The sequence below is a fragment of the Metabacillus rhizosphaerae genome (assembly GCF_037201795.1).
GTDB classification, from domain to species: Bacteria; Bacillota; Bacilli; order Bacillales; family Bacillaceae; genus Metabacillus; species Metabacillus rhizosphaerae.
Genome location: NZ_CP147403.1, coordinates 1,755,925 through 1,780,034 on the forward strand (window position 1 = coordinate 1,755,925; position 24,110 = coordinate 1,780,034).

The window sequence follows — 24,110 nt, forward strand, 5'->3', positions numbered from 1 at the left end:
CTGGCTTAAAGGATCGTTAAGCCAAGTATTCCTATCAAATTTTCGATAATATTTGATATTTTTCATAATTGATGGTTAATTTAATAGTAGAATCTATGTTATGATAGAGTATATTTTGATTGTGTAAAGGAGCTAATTATGGAAAAAGTACTTGTTTTTGGTCATAAAAATCCGGATACAGATACAATCTGTTCTGCCATTGCGTATGCTGAGTTGAAAAATAAAACCGGACAAAATGCTGAGCCTGTTCGCTTAGGTGAAGTAAACGGTGAAACACAATATGCACTTGATTTCTTCAAAAAAGATGCACCTCGTCTTGTTGAAAAGGTTGCTGGTGAAGCAAAAGAAGTTATTTTGGTTGATCATAATGAGCGTCAACAAAGTGCAGATGATATTACGGAAGTTCGTGTACTTGAAGTAATCGATCATCACCGGATCGCTAACTTTGAAACAAGTGATCCAGTTTACTACCGTGCTGAGCCTGTTGGTTGTACAGCTACAATTCTTAACAAATTGTATAAAGAAAAAGGTGTTCAAATTGAGAAGGAAACAGCTGGATTAATGTTATCTGCGATCATTTCTGACTCTCTTTTATTCAAATCTCCAACTTGCACACAAGAAGATGTAGATGCAGCAAAAGAATTAGCTGAAATTGCTGGTGTTGATGCGAATACATACGGCTTAGATATGCTTAAAGCTGGTGCAGATTTAAGCGATAAATCTGTTGCGCAATTAATCTCACTTGATGCAAAAGAATTCCAAATGGGCTCAAGCAAAGTAGAAATTGCTCAAGTGAACGCAGTTGATACAAACGATGTACTTGTTCATAAAGCGGAAATAGAAGCAGCACTATCAAGCGTTATTGCTGACAAAGGATTAGACTTATTCTTATTCGTTGTTACTGATATCTTAACAAATGATTCAGTTGCCTTAGCAATTGGTAACGAAACGAATAAAGTAGAGCAAGCATTCAATGTGAAACTAGACAACAACCAAGCTACACTTAAAGGTGTTGTTTCCCGTAAAAAACAAATTGTTCCTGTGTTAACAGAAGCATTTACGAAATAAGATTAAAAAGCCACAGTCCATCTTTAAATTGGATGTGGCTTTTTTGATTTAATTATAAGGTGAAGAAAGTTTCAATAATTATATTTAATTAACGGGGCTTTATTTCAACAAGAACTACCATTAAACGCGACACCTTCAGTAAAAATCGCAACAAGATCATAAGTGACATATTCATAGCAGAATAAGTCCTATCAAAACGAAGTATATTAAATGAAAACACTTACAAAAATAAACAATACATATTAAAATAGAATCATAGATTCAATAATTTCGAACATAAAGGGGAAATGGGAATGGCGTTAATTCAATGTCAATTTTATTCTGACGTTTTATCATTAAGCACATCGATGACAGTGATCTTACCTCAACAAACTACATCACAAATCGGGATGCAAAATAAGCAAATTGGTGATAAGCATAAAACACTCTTTCTTCTCCATGGTTTTAGTGATGATGATACAATCTGGACTCGTCGTACCTCAATCGAACGATACGTCGCCCCACTTGGATTGGCAGTTGTAATGCCACAGGTTCATCAAAGCTTTTATACGGATATGAAATATGGTAATCGCTATTGGACATTTCTAACCGAGGAATTACCACATATCGCACGTTCTTTCTTCCCATTATCTGCAAAAAGAGAAGACAATTTTGTTGCTGGTTTATCAATGGGAGGTTATGGCGCATTAAAATGGGCGCTTCGCCATCCTGAAAACTTTGCCGCAGCAGCAAGTCTTTCTGGTGCCGTTGATATGGCGAATTGGATCAAACAAGATGGACATTTAGACAATGTGTTCGAACTCATTTATGGTGATGAGGATATAAAAAATACAGAGAATGACCTTTTATGGCTTTTAGAAAAAGGAGACAAATCTCCAGAATTGCAAAAACCAGCGATCTATCAATGCTGTGGGACAGAGGATTTTTTATTTGAAAGCAATGTAACGTTTAAAGAAAAATGTGAACAAACGAGCTATTGTTTAACAACAGATTTTGGACCAGGTGCTCATGATTGGCAGTATTGGGATGATAAAATACAAGATGTGTTGAAGTGGTTACCTCTGTAGACTATATACATAAGACTTAAGTAAACTAAAACAAGGTGGTTCCCCCTTAGGGAGGATAGCCACCTTGTTCAATGTCATTTATTTTAATTACCGTATCTCATATTTATCCTTAAGAGACTCCGGAGCCATCTTAATCATTCTTTCTAAAACAAATGTAGCAATCACGATATCATCGACAACCCCGATAAGTGATAAAAAGTCTGGTATTAAATCAAATGGAAAAAACGCATATGTTAGTATTAATAACACGCCAATTGCTTTTTTGTGTACCTCAACCTCTTTTGATAGAAAAAAATCTTTTAAGAAGGGGATAAACTTCCAAAACTTAATGATAAATTTAATTCTCTTAAAATATTTAAACAAACGAATCACCTCTTTTATGGTCGGATCGAATAGCTTTGAATGGTTGACACTATACTATTATGAAATCTAGGAGGGTTTTTCGTTTCTAATGTTACAGATGCAATGAAACTTGTTTGAATAATAGTTACAAATACAATACCCAAAAATAGATTACGTATTAACGTAAATGACAATTAAAATCGTTTCTCCTTAAAATAAAATGCTTATTAATACCGGAAAAACTGGCTGAGTTTTAGTCTCTGCAGAAATCTCCGATAAGATAAATTCATTCATAAGAAGTCGATTTTTACATTGTGTATCTTCCTTTCAATTACTATTTTCTTAGATTACTTGAATGATATCCTGGTCTTTACTTTCGATACCTTGATTAAAAGTTAATCTCGTTTTAAAGCGATAAGATATGCTTTCTGATGAAATTGGAATCGTTTCAGGTAACTTAAAAGTAAATGAAACTTGATTGTCTTCTTCAGAGTTAATCAGTTTAGAAGACAAAACGGTTGCTGTATCAATGACCTTTTCCTGCTCAGTTGATTGATCAAGCATGACTAAATCACATTCAATTCTTTTTAGTTGTTGTTCAATTGTTCCACCCTTTATATAAAAATGTCCGTTAATTAGTTCACCTCTACGATATGATTCCCTTGGTAAAATAAGATCAATGATCGCTGAACCTACTCCTAATAGAGACATATATTTTCTCAGTAACATTCAAATTCCTCCTCATTTTATTTACTTTGTTTAATATATTTTTGGTCTATTCGTTTTTCAATTTTTTCAAGTTGATTTTTATCTTTGAGAAGTTCTTCTTTGTTTCTTTTCATTAACTCCATGAATGACACTTTTTTCATTTTGAAAGCTCCTTTTGTCGTTCCCCGAGTAGGAAAAGGGATATAAAAAAACCTTTACCATCATTGGTAAAGGTTTTAGAAACAAATAAAGACCTTTACCGATAAGTAAAGGTCTTGCTAACAACATTACGTTGCCAACAAAGCCGAGAGTGGGAAAACTCCGTAATGACGACTTTGTTGTTAAAGCTACTCCCCTTTAGGAGATACGATTTAATTATTTGAGTTAATCATAAGGTATTTTTAATAAAGCGTCAACAGATAATTAGCGGATTATCCAGGAAAAATGTGACAATTTTGTTAATTGATCTTCTGATCTGTATGATAGCCTAAACAAATGTTAAAGTTAATAATCTATTCATAGCTTTGTGAAAAAGATTTTTTTAAGATAATATTAGAAAAGAAGACATTATTATTTATATAGGAATGAATATAGCTTTTTCTAGTTGTTTTCAGAGTGTAACATAATATTTCCTATCTAAAGGGAAATGACATTTTCATATTATAAGAGATAAAAGATTCAGGAGGAAAAGAAGAAAAATGCTTAAAACGTCCTTAACAACTACGTTTGGGTCATTGCAGTGGTTGTTTTTTATTTTTGCAAATGTTGTTGTAGTCCCAATCTCAATTGGTGTTGCATTTGAATTACCTTCATATGAAGTGGCGACAATCCAACGAAGCTCTTTTATTTTTACTGGTGTTGCTTGTATGCTCCAAGGATTAATCGGGCATCGTTTTCCAATTATGGAGGGACCTTCAGGAGTCATTTGGGCACTAGTTCTTAATTTGAGTTTTTCCGCATCATCACTTGGAATGAGCTTGCAAACAATTGGTGGAGGAATTGCAACAGGGATGATTGTAGCAGGTATTTTTACTATCATCATTTCTGTCTTTCGTTTATATTGGATTTTACATAAGCTCATTACACATATGGTTATGAGTGTTTATTTATTTTTACTTACCTTTCAACTTATCATGATATTTTTTATGGGGATGTTAAAAATAAATGAAGATGGAAAACTCGATTTACCTATTACACTATTTTCAATAGGAATCGTCATCTTTGTGAGTATGCTAAATATAGTAGGAAATAAAGGGATCGGGAATTTTTCTATTTTAATAGGAATGATAGTAGGCTGGTTAGGATATTCATTATTATTTTCTACAGAAGTACAGAATATAAGTAGGGGTGTTTCACTTACATTATTTCCACTTGGTCAGCCGAACCTAGAAATAGGTATTATCGCGATTACCTTTTTGGGCTGCTTGGTTAACTTAAGTAATACAACAACCTCTGTTGAAGCAACAGCGAAACTCTATCAAGATCATGAACTACCAACTGAACAGAGGTACAGAAGCTCTTATTTATTAACAGGATTATACGCAGTCCTTGCTCCGCTATTCGGGCTTATTTCCTATTCACCATATGCTTCATCAATTGGCTTTTTGGAGAGTACAAAAATGCTTAAAAAGAAACCCTTTCTAATCGGGGGGGCACTAATGGTTCTTCTAGGAATTATTCCTGCTCTAGGTTCTCTACTGGCTACACTTCCAATTACTGTTGGGAATGCGGTTTTGTTTGTTGCTTATATTCAATTATTCGGAACTTCTATAAAAAGCTTAAATGGCTATACCTTTACATCTAAAACAATATATAGGCTTGCTATACCGGTATTAGTAGGAGTTTGTATTATGACATTAGACAGCAAGATATTTACTAGCTTGCCGATTTACCTCCAACCATTAATCGGGAACGGATTTATTATGGGTGTACTACTGTCCGTCTGTTTAGAAAAAATGATAAATTGGGAGAAGGTTATAGAGTGACAAGAATAAATACCTATCAATCGAAGGGCTGACAAAAGTCAGCCACAATCATTAGGGAACTTCCCTAATATGGTTAATTGAAAGCGTTATCTAATTACCATCTTCCTCTTAGAGAAGTATAAGGATAAACAAAAGTCAAAGTAAACAAATATATTTCCAATAAAAACAAACAAAAACGGGTATCAAAACAAAAGAAAAAGTAGTATAATCATTAAAAAGATAGCTTAGAAGAAATTGGTTCATTTTGAATGGAGGTTAATAGATGAAGGTCTCTCTTTTTATTACTTGCTTAGCAGATGTTTTTTATTCGAACGTTGGGAAGCATACAGTAGAGCTTTTAGAGAAACTTGGCTGTGAAGTAGATTTTCCTGAACAACAAACATGCTGTGGTCAGCCTGCTTATAATAGTGGTTATCATAAGGAAACAAAGGAAGTTGCAAAACATATGATTCGAACGTTTGAGGATTCAGATTATGTGGTTGGACCATCTGGTTCATGTGTAGCAATGCTACGTGAGTATGGTCATTTATTTGAAAATGAACCTGCTTGGAAAGAAAAAGCAGAAAAATTAGCAAGTAAATCATTTGAATTAACACAGTTTATTGTTGAAGTATTAAAGGTAGAAAACGTGAATGCGAGTTTACCAGCATGTGCTACCTATCATAAATCTTGTCACATGACACGGCTGCTCGGGGTGAAGGATGCTCCTGGAAAGCTTCTAGATCATGTTGAAGGCTTGGAGGTTAAACCACTTCCGAATAGCCAAGATTGTTGTGGATTTGGTGGAACGTTTTCTGTGAAAATGGTGCCAATATCTGAACAGATGGTAGATGAAAAAGTACAGCATGTTGAGGAAACTGGAGCAGATATTTTAATTGGTGCTGATTGTGGTTGTTTAATGAATATCGGTGGAAGAATTAACCGAAAAGGAAAACCAATCAAGGTTATGCATATTGCTGAAGTACTGAATAGTGAGGTGAAATAACCATGGCAATGAAAATTGGTGAAGATAAGTTTTTTGAACGAGTTGATAAAGGGGTTCAAAATACATTTATGCGTAATGCTGTCGTCTCTGCTCAGGAGCGGATGCAAGGCAAACGCTTAGCAGCTGTGGAAGAGCTAGGTAATTGGGAAGAATGGCGTAAGCTTGGTGAAGAAATTAGAACTCACACGCTTGAAAATATAGATTATTATCTAGAACAACTTAGTGAAAATGTGACGAAGCGTGGTGGTCACGTATTCTTTGCTTCAACAAAGGAAGAAGCAAATGAGTATATTTCAAAGGTAGCTAAAGAAAAGCAAGCAAAGAAAGTTGTAAAGTCAAAATCAATGGTAACAGAGGAAATTAATTTAAATGCAGCTTTAGAAAAAGCAGGCTGTGAGGTGATTGAAACAGATTTAGGAGAATATATTCTCCAGCTAGATGATCACGATCCACCGTCACATATTGTTGTTCCTGCACTGCATAAAAATAAAGAACAAATTCGTGACACGTTTAAAGAAAAACGAGGCTATGATAAATCAGAAATTCCTGAAGAACTTGCACTTTTTGCAAGGGAACAGCTCCGTCAAGAATTTCTAAGCGCAGATTTAGGAATAACAGGCTGTAATTTCGCTGTCGCAGAATCAGGTTCAATTAGTCTTGTGACAAATGAAGGAAATGCAGGTCTTGTAACCGCTTTACCGAAGACGCAAATTACAGTAATGGGAATGGAGCGAATTGTTCCTACGTGGGAAGAGCTAGATATACTTGTTAGTTTACTTTGTCGAAGCTCTGTAGGACAAAAATTAACAAGTTATATTACCGGTTTAACTGGCCCTAAGGATGAAGGTGATGTTGACGGTCCAGAGGAATTCCATCTTGTCATTGTTGATAATGGACGATCAAATATATTAGGTACTGAGTTCCAAAGTGCTCTTAATTGCATTCGTTGTGCAGCATGTGTCAATGTATGTCCTGTTTATCGCCATATTGGTGGTCATTCATATGGTTCAATTTATGCAGGCCCAATCGGTGCTGTCTTAACACCGCTATTAGGTGGTTATGAGGATTATAAAGAGCTTCCCTATGCATCATCTCTATGTGCTGCATGTACAGATGCATGTCCTGTGAAAATACCACTTCACGAATTGCTGATTAAACATCGTAGAAAAATTGTAGAGGATGAGAAAAAATCTCCTTTTGCAGAAAAACTTGCAATGAAGGGGTATCAGTTAGCAGCCAGTTCACCAAGTCTATATAAGGCGGGGACAAAATCAGCTTCTACCGTTATGGCACCTTTTACACAATCAAACAGCATTCAAAAAGGTCCTGGTCCAATGAAACCATGGACAGATGTTCGAGATTTTCCTGCACCTAATAAAGAAAGATTTAGAGATTGGTATAAAAAGAGAGAGAAAGGTGAGGAATAGGAATGGGAAAAGGACAAGTTTACAATCGAGAATCATTCCTAAATACGGTTGTTGCTAAGCTTGGTCGTGAGCGAAAAACAAATGTCTCTAAGCCTGTTTGGACAACTACCCCACAATTCGAGGTACTAAAAGATGCATCACAAGATGAATTAGTGGATGTACTGAAAAAACACTGTGAAGTCATTCATACACAGTTTATTGAGACAAATCTAGAAAAGCTTACACAAACAATACGTAATGTATTTGAACAGTACGAGGTTGGTAGTGTCGTGACTTGGAAAGACGAGCGCCATAGAGAATTTGGATTAGATGAAGGCTTACTCACACAGTTACCAAACGAAGGTACCAGCGTTCATATTTGGGATCCTGCATTAAAGGAAAAGAATATACAAGCTGCTGAAAAAGCAGATGTTGGGATCACCTTCAGTGATATTACCCTAGCTGAATCAGGAACGGTTGTGTTGTTCAGTAACGAAAATAAGGGTAGGTCTGTAAGTTTATTACCGAAAACCTATATTGCAATTGTGCCAAAAAGTACGTTAGTCCCGAGAATGACACAAGCTACATCAATTATTAGTAAACAAGTACAAGCTGGAGAAAAAATCTCATCTTGTATTGACTTCATTACAGGGCCGAGTAATAGTGCGGACATTGAACTGAACTTAATTGTTGGGGTGCATGGTCCGATTAAAGCAACTTATATCCTGGTGAACGATAAATAAAAAGAATTTCAAAAATAAACAAAAAACATATTCAAAAATAAACAAACATATTGTATAATAAAAAACAGATAATCAAATAAAAAAACAGAAACAAACAATATAGAGGAGGAAACAAAATGGTACAAAGTTTATGGAATAAAGAGCAAGCTTCAGTATTACCTCAAGGGGTAGAGGAATTAGTATACCGTTCCAATCTAATCGGATCAGATCGCTCAGTTTGTAACTGGGGTGGCGGAAATACGTCAATGAAAACAATTGAAAAGGATTTCCGTGGCCGTGAGGTTGAAGTTATGTGGGTAAAAGGAAGCGGATCAGATTTAGCAACGATGAAAACTCATAACTTTACAGGCTTAAAAATGGAAGACATCCGTCCTTTAATTGAAAAAGACGAAATGCCTGATGAAGAAATGGTTGCTTATCTTGCACATTGCATGATCGATAGCAAGCACCCGCGTGCATCAATCGAAACACTTTTACATGCATTTTTACCATTCAAACATGTTGACCACACACATCCAGATGCAATCATCAGTGTTTGCTGTGCAGATAACGGTCGACAAATTGCAGAAGAAATTTACGGAGACCGCTTCGTATGGGTACCATATGTACGCCCAGGATTTACATTATCAAAAATGATCGCTGAAGGTGTGAAAAATAATCCAAATGCAGAGCTAGTTCTAATGGAAAAACATGGTCTAGTTGTTTGGGGAGAAACAGCAGAAGAAAGCTATGAAAAAACAATTTCAATTATCAATGAAGCAGAACAATATATTCAAGCTAGAGTTGTAGAGGAAAACGTATTTGGCGGACAAAAATACGAAGCACTTTCAGAAGAAGACCGCAAAAATGTTTTAGCGCAAGTAATGCCAGTTATCCGTGGTGCTGTTAGTGATGAAAAGAAAATGCTATTAACATATGACGATGCTGATGATGTCCTGCAATTTGTAAACAGTAACAATGCACCAGAACTATCACAAGTTGGAGCTGCATGCCCTGACCATTTAGTTCATACAAAAATGACACCATTATACATTGAGTGGAATCCTCAAACAGAAGATGTTGCTAGCTTAGTAGAAAAAGTAAAAGCTGGAATTGAAAGCTTTAAAGAAGAGTACAAAGCATATTTTGAAAGAAATAAAAATGAAGGTGACCAAATTTCTGAAGCAGCTCCTCGAGTTATTTTAATCCCAGGAATAGGGATGGTTAACACTGGGAAGAATGTTGCGAATGCAAACGTGAGCGGAGCATTATACCACCGTGCAATTGCAGTTATGAAAGGGTCTACTACTCTAGGCAGCTTCGTTTCTCTGAACGAAAATGAATCTTTTAATGTTGAATATTGGCCACTTGAGCTTTACAAACTATCATTAGCTCCTGCTGAAGCTGAATTTTCAAGACAAGTAGCATTTGTAACTGGTGGTGCAGGTGGAATCGGAAGCGAAACTTGCCGTCAATTTGTTGCCGAAGGTGCACATGTAGTGATCGCTGATCTTAACCTTGAAGGAGCTGAAAAGGTAGCAGCTGAAATTAATGAGCAATATGGCGAGGGCCGTGCATTTGCTGTGAAAATGGATGTAACAAGCGAGGAAGCGGTTCAAGCAGCATTTGAACAGACTGCATTAACTTATGGCGGTGTTGACGTTATCGTAAACAACGCAGGTCTAGCAACATCAAGTCCATTTGATGAAACGTCTTTAAAAGAGTGGAACCTTAACATGAACGTACTTGGAACAGGATATTTCTTAGTTGCTCGTGAAGCGTTTAAACAAATGAAATCACAAGGCGTTGGCGGAAACATGGTATTCATTGGCTCTAAAAACTCTGTATATGCTGGTAAAAATGCAGCAGCTTACAGCTCTGTTAAAGCGATGGAAACTCACCTTGCAAGATGTATCGCAGCAGAAGGCGGAGAATTCGGCATTCGCGTAAACTCTGTACTTCCAGACGCAGTCCTTCAAGGATCAGCAATTTGGGGATCAAACTGGAGAGAAGAACGTGCAGCAGCATACGGAATTCACCCAGATCAATTAGAAGAGCATTATCGTAAACGTACGACTTTATTAGTGAACATCTATCCAAAAGATATCGCACAATCGATTTTATTCTTTGCTTCTTCAAAATCAGATCGAACTACAGGATGTATGCTAACAGTTGACGGCGGAGTACCAGCAGCGTTTACTAGATAATTAATTAACATCAAGGTGTAATAGGTTAAAATGCTATTACACCTTGATCTATAATTAAGAGATGAAAATAAATATAACCAATAATATGAAAACGCTTTACTTACGACGTTGACAAGGGACTATGCGTTAATTGTTTACTATGTGATAATATTTATTTAGAGCCTACAAGCGGAAGAATAACTTTTAGCACGTAAGCTCAAATCTCATAATATTATTTCCTCATTGTGAGTAACTGGGAGGGTATGAATACAGATGCTTGTAGCAGAAAGACATCGTAAAATTGTTGAAGTTGTAAATGAAAAACTAAGTGTAAGAGTAACTGAGTTAAGTAAGGCATTTAAAGTAACCGAAGAAACAATTAGACGTGATCTCGAGAAATTAGAAAAAGAAAATTTACTGCGCCGAAGCCATGGTGGTGCAGTTAGTATTCAAGATGAGCAATCAGAGGTTTCTTATACAGAAAGAGAAATAACAAACTCACTGGAAAAGAAATCTATTGCAATAGAAGCGGTAAAACTCATTAAACCTGGTGAGCAAATTGCTTTAGATGCAAGTACAACTGCATGGTATATGGCAAAGGAAATGCCAGATGTTCCATTAACTGTTATCACTAACTCAATAAAAGTGGCAGTGGAACTCAGTAAAAAAGAGCAGGTAAAAGTAATCTCAACTGGAGGTATGCTTCTACCAAAATCATTATCATATGTTGGCCCTTTAGCTGAAAGGTCACTTAACATGTATCATGTGAACAAGGCGTTTATTTCCTGTAAAGGAGTACACATTGAAGGTGGATTAAGTGATTCAAATGAATGGCAGGCGTTACTGAAAAGACAAATGATGTTAATATCTGATCAAACCATTCTAATGGCTGATTCTACTAAGTTTGGCGTGCGAACCTTTGCTCATATTACTGAGATTGGGCAAGTTAGTTATGTACTTACAGATTCAAATCTTGATGAAGCCTATAGTAGGGCATTAGAAGAAAAAGGTGTAAAGATCCAAACTGTTGGGGTTAGTCCGTAAAAGCGGAGGACTCAGGTGAAGAGGAAGCTTCCCCAACCTGATTAAAATAGTGTTAAAAGAGAGGGCGGACCTAAATTAGTCAGCCTCTTTTTCTAAAAAATCAACAAAGAAAATCGTGAGGCATGATCATGAATTCTGACCTTTTACAAGAATTACTTCAATTAAATAGTGAGGAAAAACTGATGCTTCAACAACAAAATGAAGTAAAAAAGGAACTATACACAAGTCAGGATCATTTTGTCGTTGAAAGTGAGAAATTCCTAAAGCAAAATACAATGATTATGGTACGTAAGCATACGAGATTTGTTGATTTTCCAAAACATAAACACAATTATATTGAAGTAAATTATGTTTTTAATGGAATGCTTAAGCAAACAGTTGGAAATGAACGGTTTACCTTAAAAAAAGGGGATCTACTCTTTTTAAATCAACATATTGAGCACGAGCTAGAGGCATGTGGTGAAGAGGATATCATCATTAATTTTATTATCAGGCCCGAATTCTTTTCTTTTATCTTTTCCTATTTAACAACAGAAAACTTAATAAGTAATTTCCTAATTAATAGTTTATTTAACCGAACGCAAAATGGTCAATATCTTTATTTTGCTGTATCAGAAGTAGTAAGTATTCAAGAGTTGATTGGGAAAATAATTCTGGAAATTATGAATCCCTCTATTATGTCTGAATCGACGATCAAACTATACATGGGCCTTTTAATGGTAGAACTCATTAAGCATTCTGACAAGGTGAAATATAAGGAGGATTCACATAAACATCGAACAATTGTAGAGTCCTTAAAATATATAGAAGAGCAATTTAAACATGCTACATTATATCAATTGGCAGATAAACTAAATCAGCCACACTATACGTTAAGTAAGCAAATTAAAAAGGCGACTAATTTTACATTTAAAGAACTACTTCAAGAGAAAAAACTAAGTGTCGCAAAGGAATTATTAGAAAATACCTCGCTCTCTATTACTACAATTATCGAGCAGGTAGGGTATGAAAATATTAGCTATTTTTATCGTGTGTTTAAAGGCAAATACGGTTATACACCTAAGCAGTTTAGAGAGAAAATGCTTAAATAATTTTGATGGAAAGTTCCTATCTTTCAAGTTTATAGAGGAAATATAGCTTTTATATCCTTAGAGGAGAGAAGTGCAAATAAGGACAATGAAATAGTTGAATTACGTTATTGGATCTTCTATTTATTTGTTCTATTATGTAAATAGGCAAACGTTTTCAATAAAGAGGGTGAAGATAATGAGCAAATATAGCTTAGCAGTTGATATTGGTGCATCAAGTGGGAGATTAATTCTTGGGCATCTTGAAAATGGAAAGCTGCAATTAAACGAAATTCATCGATTTGAAAACAATATTGTTCAGAAGGGTGAGCATTATTGTTGGGATGTAGACAAATTATTCAATGAAATAAAAGCTGGAATAAATAAATGCAAGGATTTAGATGTTAAGCCAGAAAGTATTGGCATCGATACTTGGGCTGTTGACTTTGTCTTATTAGATGAAAATAATAAGCCATTAACAGATGCGGTAGCATATCGCGATCCTAGAACAGATGGAATAATGGAAGAGGTTTTCAAGGTGATTCCAAAGGAAAAGCTTTACCTTGAAACAGGTATTCAATTCCAAAAATTTAACACGATTTATCAATTATATGCGCTAAAACAGAAGTCTCCAGAGGTTCTAAAAAAAGCGAAAGCGTTTCTTATGATTCCAGAGTATTTTAACTTTTTACTAACTGGTAAAAAAGCAAACGAATACACGAATGCAACATCGACACAACTAGTGAATGCATTTACGAAAAAGTGGGATCATGAATTATTGGACAAATTGGGGATAAATAAAGAGATGTTCCAGGATATTAAAACACCAAAAACGGTGTTAGGAACCCTTTCTGAAGAACTTGTATCCGAATTTGGCTTTGATATGAAGGTTGTTCTTCCTGCTACACATGATACAGGATCAGCTGTAATATCTGTCCCTGAATTAGAGGATACGATTTATATAAGCTCTGGTACATGGTCATTAATTGGCGTTGAAAATCGCTTCCCAATTTGTGTCCCTAAAGCTCTCGAATACAACTTTACGAATGAAGGTGGAATCGACTATCGTTTCCGTTTTCTAAAGAATATCATGGGACTTTGGATGATCCAGGAAGTAAAAAGGAATTACAACGACAAATACACATTTGCTGAATTAGTTGACCTAGCTCGCTCAGAGAAAGAATTCAACTCAATTGTGAATGTTGATGATGATCGTTTCTTGAAACCAGAAAATATGATTGAAGAAATTCAAAACTACTGTAAAGAAACAAATCAACAAGTGCCCCAAACTCCTGGGCAAATTGCAAAATGTGTGTATGAAAGTTTGGTAGAGAGCTATAAACATGCTATCAATGAAATAGAAGAAATTTTCGAAAAGAAATTCCCTAAGGTAAATGTCATTGGCGGAGGCTGTCAGAATGAAATGTTAAATCAAATCATCGCTGATGTGACCAATAAAGAGGTTGTTGCAGGGCCGATAGAAGCAACTGCAATTGGCAATATTGTGGCCCAGCTTATGGCTCTTGGAGAAATTAAGGATATTTCACAAGCTAGAACGATTATTAAAAATTCATTTGAGGTTAAAACCTACAAACAATCATTTGTGAGAGGATGAGAGATATGTCAATTAAACAAAGTTATGAATTAGCAAAGAAAGAATACGAAAAATGGGGCATCAACGTTGATGAAGCTTTAGAAAAGTTAAAACAAGTACCAATTTCAATTCATTGCTGGCAAGGTGATGATGTTGGCGGTTTTGAAGTAAACAAAGGTGAATTATCTGGTGGAATTGATGTAACAGGAAACTATCCTGGTAAAGCAAGAACACCAGAAGAGTTGAGAAGTGATTTAGAAAAAGCTCTTACGCTTATTCCGGGGAAGCACCGTGTGAACTTGCATGCGATCTATGCTGAAACAAACGGTGAAGTAGTAGAAAGAGACAAGCTCGAACCTAAGCACTTTGAAAACTGGGTAAACTGGGCTAAGGAAAACGGATTAGGTCTTGATTTTAACCCAACGTTATTTTCACATGAAAAGTCTGCTGATGGCCTAACTTTATCACATCCAGATCAAGAGATTAGAGAATTCTGGATTAACCATTGTATTGCAAGCCGTAAAATTGCTGAATACTTCGGGAAAGAATTAGGAACACCGACTTTAACAAACATTTGGATTCCAGATGGCTATAAAGATGTACCTAGTGATCGTCTTACACCAAGAGTACGTTTAAAAGAATCTTTAGATAAAATCTTTGAAGAAGAAATTGATGAACAATATAATATCGATGCAGTAGAAAGTAAGTTATTCGGTATCGGTTCTGAATCATATGTTGTCGGCTCACACGAATTTTATTTAGGCTATGCCTTAAAAAATAACAAACTATGTCTACTAGATACTGGACATTATCATCCAACAGAAATGGTATCAAATAAAATTTCTGCGATGCTTCTATACAGTGACAAACTAGCACTACATGTATCAAGACCAGTTCGTTGGGACAGTGATCATGTTGTTACACTAGATGATGAGTTAAAGGAAATTGCTCTAGAAATCGTTCGTAATGATGCATTAGAAAAAGTCATGATTGGTCTAGACTTCTTTGACGCAAGTATTAACCGTGTTGCAGCATGGACAATTGGAACACGTAACATGATTAAATCCTTACTGAATGCAATGCTTGTACCGAATGATCATTTAAAACAATTACAAGAAGAAGGAAACTTCACTGAAAGATTAGCACTAATTGAGGAGTTCAAAACATATCCTTTCGGAGCAATTTGGGATTACTACTGTGAGCAAATGGGTGTTCCAGTAAAAGAAACTTGGTTAGAAGATGTGAAGAAGTATGAAAAGGAAGTTTTATCTAATAGATAAATTGCAAAAGGGCTTAGACCACTTATACGGTTTAAGCCTTTTTTTGATGACAAGAAAAGCTTTTTATTAACTTTTCATAGAAAACAAATGAAACACCCTGCAATTATTACATGAATTTTAAATATATAAATATACTTAAAATGATGATTTATATCGTGAAAATAATGTGTTTTAATAATGTTTAACTAAAAAGTTGTTATGACAAAATAATGGCATTTTCTGATTGTGACAAAACTATGACATCTTAGTCTTTAATGTTTGTTTTCATCACCATATAATGAAAACGTATTCAAAATACATAAAAATTTCTAAGGGGGATATGGAATGAAAAGGGATATTTTATTTAAAATGATTGTATTTTTGGCAATCATTTCAATGGTTTTGACAGCTTGTTCATCAACATCTTCAACTAATTCTCAAAAGCCATCTGATACAAAGGCGAAAAATGCAGAAAACATTAACACTGAAGTACAAGTTGATGCACCGTTTGATGGATGGGTTGAAGGTTTACCTAAAATTACAGCTCCAGAAGGTTTTGATTGGAAGCAGTTTGAAGGAGTGGAGTTAAATGTTATCACTGAAAACACTCCACCCTCATCCGCACTTGCTGCAAACATCAATTTATTTGAAGATGTAACAGGAATTAAAGTGAATATTGAACAAAGTGATTTAGGAACAGTAGTTGAAAAAACAAGCCTTGATTTTAATGCAAAATCAGCGAAATATCATGTAATCTATGCGGATCCATATCAAATCTTAGCAAAGCATTCACAACATTTTGTAGACTTAAATGCATTTATTGATGAGAAAACAATGCCTGCTATCCCTGGCGGCTTAGAAGATTTCATCCCGAGTCAATTAGAAGTTAATGGATACATGGGGGATACGGAAGCACTTTACGCATTACCATATGATAACCCAACAATGGTTTTAGCATATCGTAAAGACGTATTTGAAAAATATAAAGACGAATTTATGGCTGATAAAGGATTTGATTGGACACCAGGACCTAATTTAACTTGGGAACAATATTATGAAGCTGCTAAGTGGATAACAGAAAAAGCAGCTGCTGGTGAAATCACTGAAGTAAAATATGGTGCGGGACACCAAGCAAAGCAACATGACTCCTTAATGAATGACTATAGTAATATCCTCGCTGGATATGGTGGAGATTATTTCGAAGATACAGAATTAGGGGCAGTAGGTAAATCAAATCCAGGAAAATCTGCAATGACTTCAGATGCTGCAAAAAAGTCTGCTGAACTTTATAAAAAAATCATTGATGTTTCAGCACCAGGAAGTACTTCTTGGGATTGGTCTGGATTAGGAGAAGGTTTTGCAGCTGGTGATATTGCGATGGCTCCAGAATGGCATGAGTTCTCATCTATGTTCGAAAACCCAGATTCATCCAAAGTTGTGGGAAAAGTATCGTGGGCATCATTACCAAAAGGTGATGTTCGTCAAGCACATTCATACGGTGGAACAGGTATAGGTATTAACAAATATGGAACTGATGAAGAAAAGAAAGCAGCATGGTTATTCCTTGTATGGGCAACCTCGCCTCAAGCACAATATATGATCTTAAAATCAGAGGTGGGTGGTTCAACGCCAACACGTCATTCTGTTTATGATATTGAAGAGGTACAAAAAGGTATGCAAGCAGGTACTGAAGAATCAAAACAAATGCCAAACTTATTACCAATGAAAGTTACGTTAGAGGCTTGGAAAGAAGAAAATGTGTACATGAGACCTAAAGTTCCTCAATGGCCACAAATAGATACATTTATTTTCACTGAATTATCGAAAATGTTAGCAGATCAACAAACTCCAGAGGAAACAGTTGAAGAAATTGCTAAACAAAGTGATCAAGCAACAGGAAATTAATGTATGTCTGAAAGATAGGAGGATTTCTCCTATCTTTCCTTAAAAGAAAGGAAGTGAAAATGCTTTGAGAACAAATGCGGAATATTCAAAATTAAAAGATAGCAACCAAACTAACTATAAAAAGGAAAAGTCAACTTCTTTTCTTAATCTATTAAACATAAAAAAATACAAAACAGAGCATTGGATGATTCTCCCATCGATAATTATTTTAGCAATTATCAGTATTTTTCCTTTCCTTTATTTGATTTATGCCAGTTACATGGACTTTATGATCTCATCAGATCAGCCTACATTTAATGGGATTACCAACTGGAAGAAGGTACTAATAAATGACACGTTCTGGGCATCATGGGGACGTACACTTATTTTCGCTGTTGTCGGATTATTACTAGAAGTTATGATTGGCGTAGGAATTGCTTTAGCAATCTATGAGTTACCAAAAGGAAGGAATCTAGTTGTTACATTGTGGATGATTCCAATCTTTGTTGCCCCGATTGTAGCAGGTTTACTAGGACGTTTCCTTTTGAATTCAACATATGGACTTTATGCTTGGTTATTGAGTCTTGTAGGTATTGATGTCCAAATATTGGGAGACGTAAAAACAGCGTTAGCGGCTGTAATATTAATGGATGTTTGGGAATGGACTCCGTTGATTACCATGATTGTATTAGCAGGGCTTCAATCCTTACCAAAAGAACCACTAGAAGCTGCTCAAGTTGATGGTGCAAATTATATGCAACGTTTAATTAAAGTCGTGTTCCCGCTTGTTTCAAGAACAATTTTAGTTGCATTACTAATCCGTTCAATGGATATTCTCCGCTTTGTCGATACAATTAAAATCACAACAGAAGGTGGTCCTGCTGATTCTACCAAAGTAATAGGTTTCTATTTAATGGAAGTGGCTTTTAAATTCCAGGATTTTGGTGCAGCAGCTGCATTAGGATTAACGATGTTGTTTGCGACCATATTCTTAGGAAAACAATTCGTAAATTTCATGACGAAAGGAGACGAGTAACATGGCTGTACCAAATCATGTGAAAAAAACTGTTAAGAATACATTTCTTTATACAATTGTAACACTAGCATTAGTTTGGGCGCTCCTCCCAATTGTCTGGATGGTCATGTCATCAGTAAAAACCGAAGCGGGAATGTTTTCGATGCCTCCTAAGTTTTTCTTTAAGCCAAATTTTGAAACATTTAAATTCATGTTTTCAGAAGAAGGGAACTTTTTTAGCTTTTTAAGTAATAGTGTCATTGCATCAGTACTCTCAACCATTATTTCTTTAGTATTAGGTACTTTAGGTGGGTTTGCCTTAGCAAGAGGGAATTTTAAAAATGAAAAGGCCTTGTCTTTCTGGATCATTAGTACCCGTATGGCACCAATTCCAGCTGTTATTTTACCGCTCTACTTAATGTTTTCAAATCTAGGTTTAATTGGTACAATGCCAGGTCTTCTTTTTGCCTATACTACTTTTAATCTACCATTTGCTTTATGGATGATGATGGTCTTCTTTAAAGAAGTTCCTCAAGCATTAGAAGAGGCTGCAATGATTGACGGGTGCAGCCGTTTCCAAGCATTTTGGAGAATTGCCCTTCCACCAGTAGCACCAGGTTTGGTTGCAACAGGTATTTTATGCTTAATGTTTTCATGGAATGACTTTATGTTTGCTTCTGTGTTTTCAGGACATGACACACAAACAGTGCCTGTAGCAGCTTCTCTATTAATCACACAAAATGGTATTGCGTGGGGGCAAGCAATGGCAACAGGAACAGTTATTATTACACCAATGGTTATTGCAGGTTTAGCAGTCAGAAAATACCTTGTTCAAGGACTGTCTATGGGAGCTGTCAAATAGAATAATCAAAAGGAGAATGGATATGAGTATTCAAAATAAAGAAAGACCGATAGAAAAAATCGAAGTACCAAATGTAATGAAAGCAGCAGTAATGAATAAGCCATTTGATATTGAAATAAAAGAGGTCGCAGTTCCAAAGGTTCTGGGTGAGGAAGTATTAGTTAAGGTAATGGCTGTTGGTGTTTGCGGTTCGGACATTCATTATTATGAACATGGGAAAATTGGTCGTTACGTTGTAGAAAAGCCAATTATTCTCGGTCATGAATGCGCAGGAATTGTAGCAGAGGTCGGTGAGAATGTTACAAAAGTTAAAGTCGGAGATCGTGTGGCTATTGAACCAGGAATTACTTGTGGCAGATGCGATTATTGTAAAGAGGGAAGATATAATCTTTGTCCAGATGTTCAATTTTTAGCAACTCCCCCAGTAGATGGAGCATTTGTGCAGTATATTAAACATCGTGAAGATTTTTTATTTCCTATTCCAGATGATCTTTCGTTTGAAGAGGCTTCATTGGTTGAACCATTTTCAGTAGGTATACATGCGGCCAAACGTTCTAAGCTTCAACCTGGTTCAACTGTAGCAATTATGGGGATGGGACCTGTTGGTTTGACTGCAATTGCTGCAGTTAAAGCCTTTGGAGCTGCAAAAATCATTGTCACAGATTTAGAAGCTAATCGTCTAGAAGCTGCAAAAAAGTTAGGTGCAACTCATGTAATCAATGTATTAGAAAACGATCCAAATGAAGAGATTTTTAACATTACAAACGGTAAAGGTGTTGACGTTGCTTTTGAAACCGCTGGAAATCCTAAGGCGTTAAAATCTGCTCTTCAAGCTGTCAAACGTGGTGGGAAAATGGCTATTATCGGACTCCCGCCACAAGATGAAATCGGTCTTAATGTTCCATTAATAGCAGACAATGAGCTTGATATTTTTGGTGTTTTCCGTTATTCAAACACATATCCTCAAGGAATTGAGTTCTTACAATTAAAATCGACTGATTTAAAAAGCTTGATTACAGATCGTTATTCCTTAGAAGAAACAAAGGCGGCCATGGAAAGAGCACGATTAAATAAAAAAGCAAGTCTAAAAGTAATCGTTTATCCAAATGGGATTATTGAAGAGTAAAGTCAAATGCATGGAAAGAATCGTAGAGTTCTAGATATAAAGGATTAATAGGTGGGGTTATCACAACCAAAAAGTACTAGTGAGTGTAAAGTGTTAGTCTATCTATTTAATTAATCTATTAATATTCCTGTTTTCATAGATTTTAAGTTTAATATATAATAGGGCATAAATAATATTCTAAAAACTTAAAATTCTATGAAAAGGGGAGATAGAATGAGTAAAATTCAATTACTTAGCTCAAGACAGGAATCATTACTACGGACACTATTATTTACAACTAAACCTGTTTCCTATAAACAAATATCTTCCCAGTTAAAATTAAGTACAAGAACGATCCAGAGGGAAGTTTCCGCTTTAAAATCAATCTTAGAAGAGTTTAATTTGAAAGTTGTAAGTAAGATGGGCTCTGGTATTATGATTGATGGTAATCTTGAAGACAAAGCTTTGCTTGATAAAACAATGTTAAAGGCAAATACATTTCAAATTTATTCCCCTGAGGAAAGACAAGAAGGTATGTTATTTGACTTACTTATTGCCACTGAACCCATTAAGTATTTTTTGTTGAGTAATAAATATGGAGTTACTGAAGCCACAATTAGTAACGATTTAGATAAGCTAGAATCTACATGTAAGAGAAATAATTTAACGATAATTCGAAAAGCAGGATTTGGTGTTTTGATTGCTGGGCTAGAAAATGACAAAAGATCTGCGTTATCTAAACTTCTTCATAAAGATATAACCTTTGAAGAGTGGTTTGAGTTATTTCAACTTTCAGAACAGGAGGGAAAAACAATTGAAAGCAGTCAACTTAATCAATCAGTTTGTAAGCGATTACGAAAATTTGTAGAAACTTCTAATATTTTAAAGGTAGAACATGCTGTAAAAGAAGTTCTTGACTCTCAAACTGTTATTGAGTTGTCTGATCGAAGTTATGTCAATTTAATTGTACATCTTATATTAGCGATAGAAAGAATTGATCATCAGGCCAATTATGCTTGTGAAGACGAAAGTATATTGCCTGAGATTGAAACAATGGAAGAGTATATTGTCGCAATACAAATTGTCCAAAAATTAGAGAGTATCTTAAATATTTCGATTCCTAAAAGTGAAATTAGTTATATTACACTCCATTTGTTTGGGGCTAATTTTTCTCAACAATATAATTCTTCAACCTTTAACAGTGATAACGATATCGAATGGTATGATTTAACGCAAAGTTTTATTCATGCTGCTGAAAAAGAGCTTTCAATTTCACTTAAAGAAGATTTATCTCTTTTTGAAGGATTGCTGGCACACCTAGTTCCCTCTGTAAATCGATTAAGATTAGGCTTGCAAATTCATAATCCAATGTTGAAAGATATTAAAGAACGCTATCCTGATATTTTTTCAGCGTGCCAAAAAGCAGGGGTTACGATATCTACCAAGATAGGAAAAGATATACCAGAAGATGAAATTGGTTATTTAGCTGTTCACATTGGTGCATCAGCCATTAGGATGAAAGAACATACAAAACATATTTATAAAGCAGTAATTGTTTGCGCAAGTGGAATGGGAACATCTACTTATTTAGCATCTAAAGTGGAAAAGGAGATAGCTAATCTCCAAATTGACTCTATTTTATCATTAACTGAACTTAAGGATAAGCTCAACAATCTCATAATTGATCAGATCATTATTTCGACTGTTTCATTACCATTTTTACATCCTGATCATTATATACTAGTCTCTCCATTCTTGAGTGACGATGAGATCAAACTAATTTATAACAAATTAGGATCGCTTACAATGAAAAATGAAGGAGTATCGAAGGATAATATAGAACCACCGAATACGTTATCGATGGTAGGATCGGCAAGGTATGGAGAAGGAATGGTCCAAATCTTGAGGAATCTCTCTGTTTTCGAATTACCAGCGAGTTCAGGAAACTTAAAAAACGTAACAGAACTATTAAGTAATACTTCAATCGTAGTAAATCCAAAACAAGTCTTGCTGGATTTAGAAAGGAGAGAAAAGCAGGGGACATTTGTCTTAGATAATTTAGCGATGGTCCACTCAAAAACATCAGGTGTGAGTGAACTACTTCTTGGGGTTTTCCATTTTAATGGTTCAACCATTTGGGATGGATTTGAAATTCAAACTTTGTTATTGTTAGCTGCACCTGTTGATGCTACGAAAGAACATATAGAAATGATTAGTGTAATAAGTGCTAATTTAATAGAAGAGTCATTCCTTCATGTACTTTTGAAAGGATCAGAAAAAGAAATAAAAATTGAAGTGGAATCTCTTTTATCAAATGCTTTTTTCACAAAAGTAAAGGCCTTAATAAAGGAGTCTAGCACTAAATGAGGAAATTTGGACAATTACTCAGTGCAATCATTTATCAAAACATTGCAGTCATTATTGCAGTTGGGGTTATTCACGAGTTATTCGGAATTTATGGGTATTTTTATAATGACAGAATCCTACTTCTTGTTAACCCAATTTATGAGACACTATTACCTATTCTATTAGCCTATTCAGGAGGAAGGTTAATAGGAGGTGGGCGTGGTGCAGTGGTTGCTGCTTTAGTTGTTTATGGATTAACATTAGCGAGTTCAGTACCAATTATTATCGGTGCCATGATAATTGGTCCATTTACTGGTTTTGTCGTAAATAGAATTGAACGACAATTAAAAGATAGAATACCAATTGGTTTCGAGTTATTAATTTCAAATGTGATAACTGGGATTGTCGGTGTTTTTTTAACAATCATCTGCTTTTTATATGTAGGGCAAACATTATCAGCAGGAATAAAATTTATAAATAGCATGGTACAATCGGTTATTTATTCGGGATGGTTACCGTTAACTGCAGTGATTATAGAGCCAGCAAAAGTGTTTTTCTTTAACAATGTCATTAATTATGGGGTTTTAACTCCATTAGGAATCCAGCAAGCAAAGGAGCTAGGAAAGTCTATTTTTTTCCTATTGGAGTCAAATCCAGGCCCTGGTTTTGGCGTTTTATTAGCGTATTTTTTTAGGGCAGTTCGTGGGAAAAGAAAGTCAATTAAGCTTTCGATTGCAATACAATCAATAGGTGGAATTCATGAAATCTATTTTCCATATGTATTACAAAATTGGAAATTGCTTTTTGCTGTAATTGGAGGTGGAATATCAGGAAATTTGGTATTCCAAAAGTTTAATGTTGGATTAGTATCCATTCCTTCTCCAGGCAGTATTGTTACACTTATTGGGATGAGCCCGAGAGCTGATATACCAGGTATAATCATTGGAATATTCATTTCGGCTATTGTATCATTTCTGTTATCATATGCTATTTTAGGTCGTTCTTCGCTTAGTTCAATAGATCAAGAGTTTGAAACACAAATGGCCACGATAAATACATTACAAAATATCGACCATTTTTCGAAAGTCAAACATACAATCGAGATTAAAAAATCGGAATTGAAAATAAATGAGATTGAAGCAATTGATTCTCACAAACAAATAAAAAGGGTTTTATTTGTTTGTGAAGCAGGTATGGGATCAAGTTCAATGGGGGCTGCAATGCTAAGAAAAAAGCTAAAACTCGCTAGTTTAGAAATTGATGTAAATAATACATCGCTTCAGGATATTGACTCTAACGTTGATTTAATTATTTGTCATCAAGCATTTTTGAAAAAAGTGCAAGAAGCTGCTCCAGGTAAAATCTACTACTCTCTTCAATCTTTTACTAACTTTCAAGAGTATGATCAAGTTGTTGAAAAATTAAAAGCAGCAGAAAAGTTTACTAATAATAAATAGGCGGTGAA

General features: G+C 35.2%; 20 protein-coding genes. 17 read left to right on the forward strand and 3 right to left on the reverse strand.

Annotated features, from left to right (window positions below):
* Positions 1-138 precede the first annotated feature (138 nt).
* Together WCV66_RS08450 and WCV66_RS08455 are read left to right on the forward strand one after the other, a co-directional pair.
* Entirely contained in the window at positions 139-1,068 is a 930-nt protein-coding gene (locus WCV66_RS08450) for a manganese-dependent inorganic pyrophosphatase (protein WP_066340317.1), read from the forward strand.
* Positions 1,069-1,361: 293 nt separating this feature from the next.
* The gene (locus WCV66_RS08455; protein WP_066340314.1) at positions 1,362-2,135 is read left to right on the forward strand and encodes an alpha/beta hydrolase; all 774 of its coding nucleotides are present in this window, start codon (positions 1,362-1,364) and stop codon (positions 2,133-2,135) included.
* A gap of 87 nt (positions 2,136-2,222) precedes the next feature.
* On the opposite strand, the gene WCV66_RS08460 is transcribed toward WCV66_RS08455, so the two are convergent.
* The 3 genes from WCV66_RS08460 to WCV66_RS08470 all read right to left on the reverse strand — a co-directional run bounded on the left by WCV66_RS08460 (position 2,223) and on the right by WCV66_RS08470 (position 3,346).
* A complete protein-coding gene (locus WCV66_RS08460) occupies positions 2,223-2,498 on the reverse strand; it encodes a YkvA family protein (protein ID WP_338788620.1) in 276 nt (91 codons plus the stop codon).
* Between the two features lie 321 nt (positions 2,499-2,819).
* Positions 2,820-3,206 (reverse strand): sporulation protein, encoded by a 387-nt coding sequence (locus WCV66_RS08465; protein ID WP_338788622.1) that lies wholly within the window; start codon positions 3,204-3,206, stop codon positions 2,820-2,822.
* A gap of 17 nt (positions 3,207-3,223) precedes the next feature.
* Positions 3,224-3,346 carry an FbpB family small basic protein gene (locus WCV66_RS08470; RefSeq protein WP_083964817.1) on the reverse strand — a complete coding sequence of 41 codons (123 nt, stop codon included), beginning with the start codon at positions 3,344-3,346 and terminating at the stop codon, positions 3,224-3,226.
* 537 nt (positions 3,347-3,883) lie between these two features.
* On the opposite strand from WCV66_RS08470, the gene WCV66_RS08475 reads away from it, so the two are divergent.
* The 15 genes from WCV66_RS08475 (at position 3,884) to WCV66_RS08545 (ending at position 24,102) form a co-directional block, all read left to right on the forward strand.
* Positions 3,884-5,170 (forward strand): uracil/xanthine transporter, encoded by a 1,287-nt coding sequence (locus WCV66_RS08475; protein WP_338788623.1) that lies wholly within the window; start codon positions 3,884-3,886, stop codon positions 5,168-5,170.
* Positions 5,171-5,432: 262 nt separating this feature from the next.
* Complete coding sequence (locus WCV66_RS08480) at positions 5,433-6,155, forward strand: (Fe-S)-binding protein (protein ID WP_066340303.1); 723 nt, start codon at positions 5,433-5,435, stop codon at positions 6,153-6,155.
* A 2-nt stretch (positions 6,156-6,157) separates the two neighbouring features.
* Positions 6,158-7,582: a LutB/LldF family L-lactate oxidation iron-sulfur protein gene (locus WCV66_RS08485; RefSeq protein ID WP_338788624.1), complete on the forward strand. Its 1,425-nt coding sequence runs from the start codon at positions 6,158-6,160 to the stop codon at positions 7,580-7,582.
* Positions 7,583-7,584: 2 nt separating this feature from the next.
* Positions 7,585-8,304 (forward strand): lactate utilization protein C, encoded by a 720-nt coding sequence (locus WCV66_RS08490; protein ID WP_338788625.1) that lies wholly within the window; start codon positions 7,585-7,587, stop codon positions 8,302-8,304.
* 116 nt (positions 8,305-8,420) lie between these two features.
* On the forward strand, positions 8,421-10,490 hold the full coding sequence (locus tag WCV66_RS08495) for a bifunctional aldolase/short-chain dehydrogenase (protein ID WP_338788627.1): 2,070 nt from the start codon (positions 8,421-8,423) through the stop codon (positions 10,488-10,490).
* A 252-nt stretch (positions 10,491-10,742) separates the two neighbouring features.
* Positions 10,743-11,513: a DeoR/GlpR family DNA-binding transcription regulator gene (locus tag WCV66_RS08500; protein ID WP_338788628.1), complete on the forward strand. Its 771-nt coding sequence runs from the start codon at positions 10,743-10,745 to the stop codon at positions 11,511-11,513.
* Between the two features lie 128 nt (positions 11,514-11,641).
* Positions 11,642-12,604, forward strand: coding sequence for an AraC family transcriptional regulator (locus WCV66_RS08505; protein ID WP_338788629.1), 963 nt, complete (start codon positions 11,642-11,644; stop codon positions 12,602-12,604).
* 175 nt (positions 12,605-12,779) lie between these two features.
* A complete protein-coding gene (gene rhaB / locus WCV66_RS08510; protein WP_338788630.1) occupies positions 12,780-14,195 on the forward strand; it encodes a rhamnulokinase in 1,416 nt (471 codons plus the stop codon).
* A gap of 5 nt (positions 14,196-14,200) precedes the next feature.
* A complete protein-coding gene (gene rhaA / locus WCV66_RS08515) occupies positions 14,201-15,454 on the forward strand; it encodes an L-rhamnose isomerase (RefSeq protein ID WP_338788632.1) in 1,254 nt (417 codons plus the stop codon).
* A gap of 324 nt (positions 15,455-15,778) precedes the next feature.
* Complete coding sequence (locus WCV66_RS08520; RefSeq protein WP_338788633.1) at positions 15,779-17,338, forward strand: extracellular solute-binding protein; 1,560 nt, start codon at positions 15,779-15,781, stop codon at positions 17,336-17,338.
* Between the two features lie 64 nt (positions 17,339-17,402).
* Positions 17,403-18,353 carry a sugar ABC transporter permease gene (locus WCV66_RS08525; protein ID WP_338788634.1) on the forward strand — a complete coding sequence of 317 codons (951 nt, stop codon included), beginning with the start codon at positions 17,403-17,405 and terminating at the stop codon, positions 18,351-18,353.
* 1 nt (position 18,354) lies between these two features.
* Positions 18,355-19,194 (forward strand): carbohydrate ABC transporter permease, encoded by an 840-nt coding sequence (locus WCV66_RS08530; RefSeq protein ID WP_066340282.1) that lies wholly within the window; start codon positions 18,355-18,357, stop codon positions 19,192-19,194.
* A 22-nt stretch (positions 19,195-19,216) separates the two neighbouring features.
* Positions 19,217-20,320 (forward strand): NAD(P)-dependent alcohol dehydrogenase, encoded by a 1,104-nt coding sequence (locus WCV66_RS08535; protein ID WP_338788635.1) that lies wholly within the window; start codon positions 19,217-19,219, stop codon positions 20,318-20,320.
* 213 nt (positions 20,321-20,533) lie between these two features.
* Positions 20,534-22,666 (forward strand): BglG family transcription antiterminator, encoded by a 2,133-nt coding sequence (locus tag WCV66_RS08540; RefSeq protein ID WP_338788636.1) that lies wholly within the window; start codon positions 20,534-20,536, stop codon positions 22,664-22,666.
* Complete coding sequence (locus tag WCV66_RS08545; protein ID WP_338788638.1) at positions 22,663-24,102, forward strand: PTS transporter subunit EIIC; 1,440 nt, start codon at positions 22,663-22,665, stop codon at positions 24,100-24,102. Before WCV66_RS08540 ends, WCV66_RS08545 begins: the two co-directional genes overlap by 4 nt.
* Positions 24,103-24,110 lie beyond the last annotated feature (8 nt).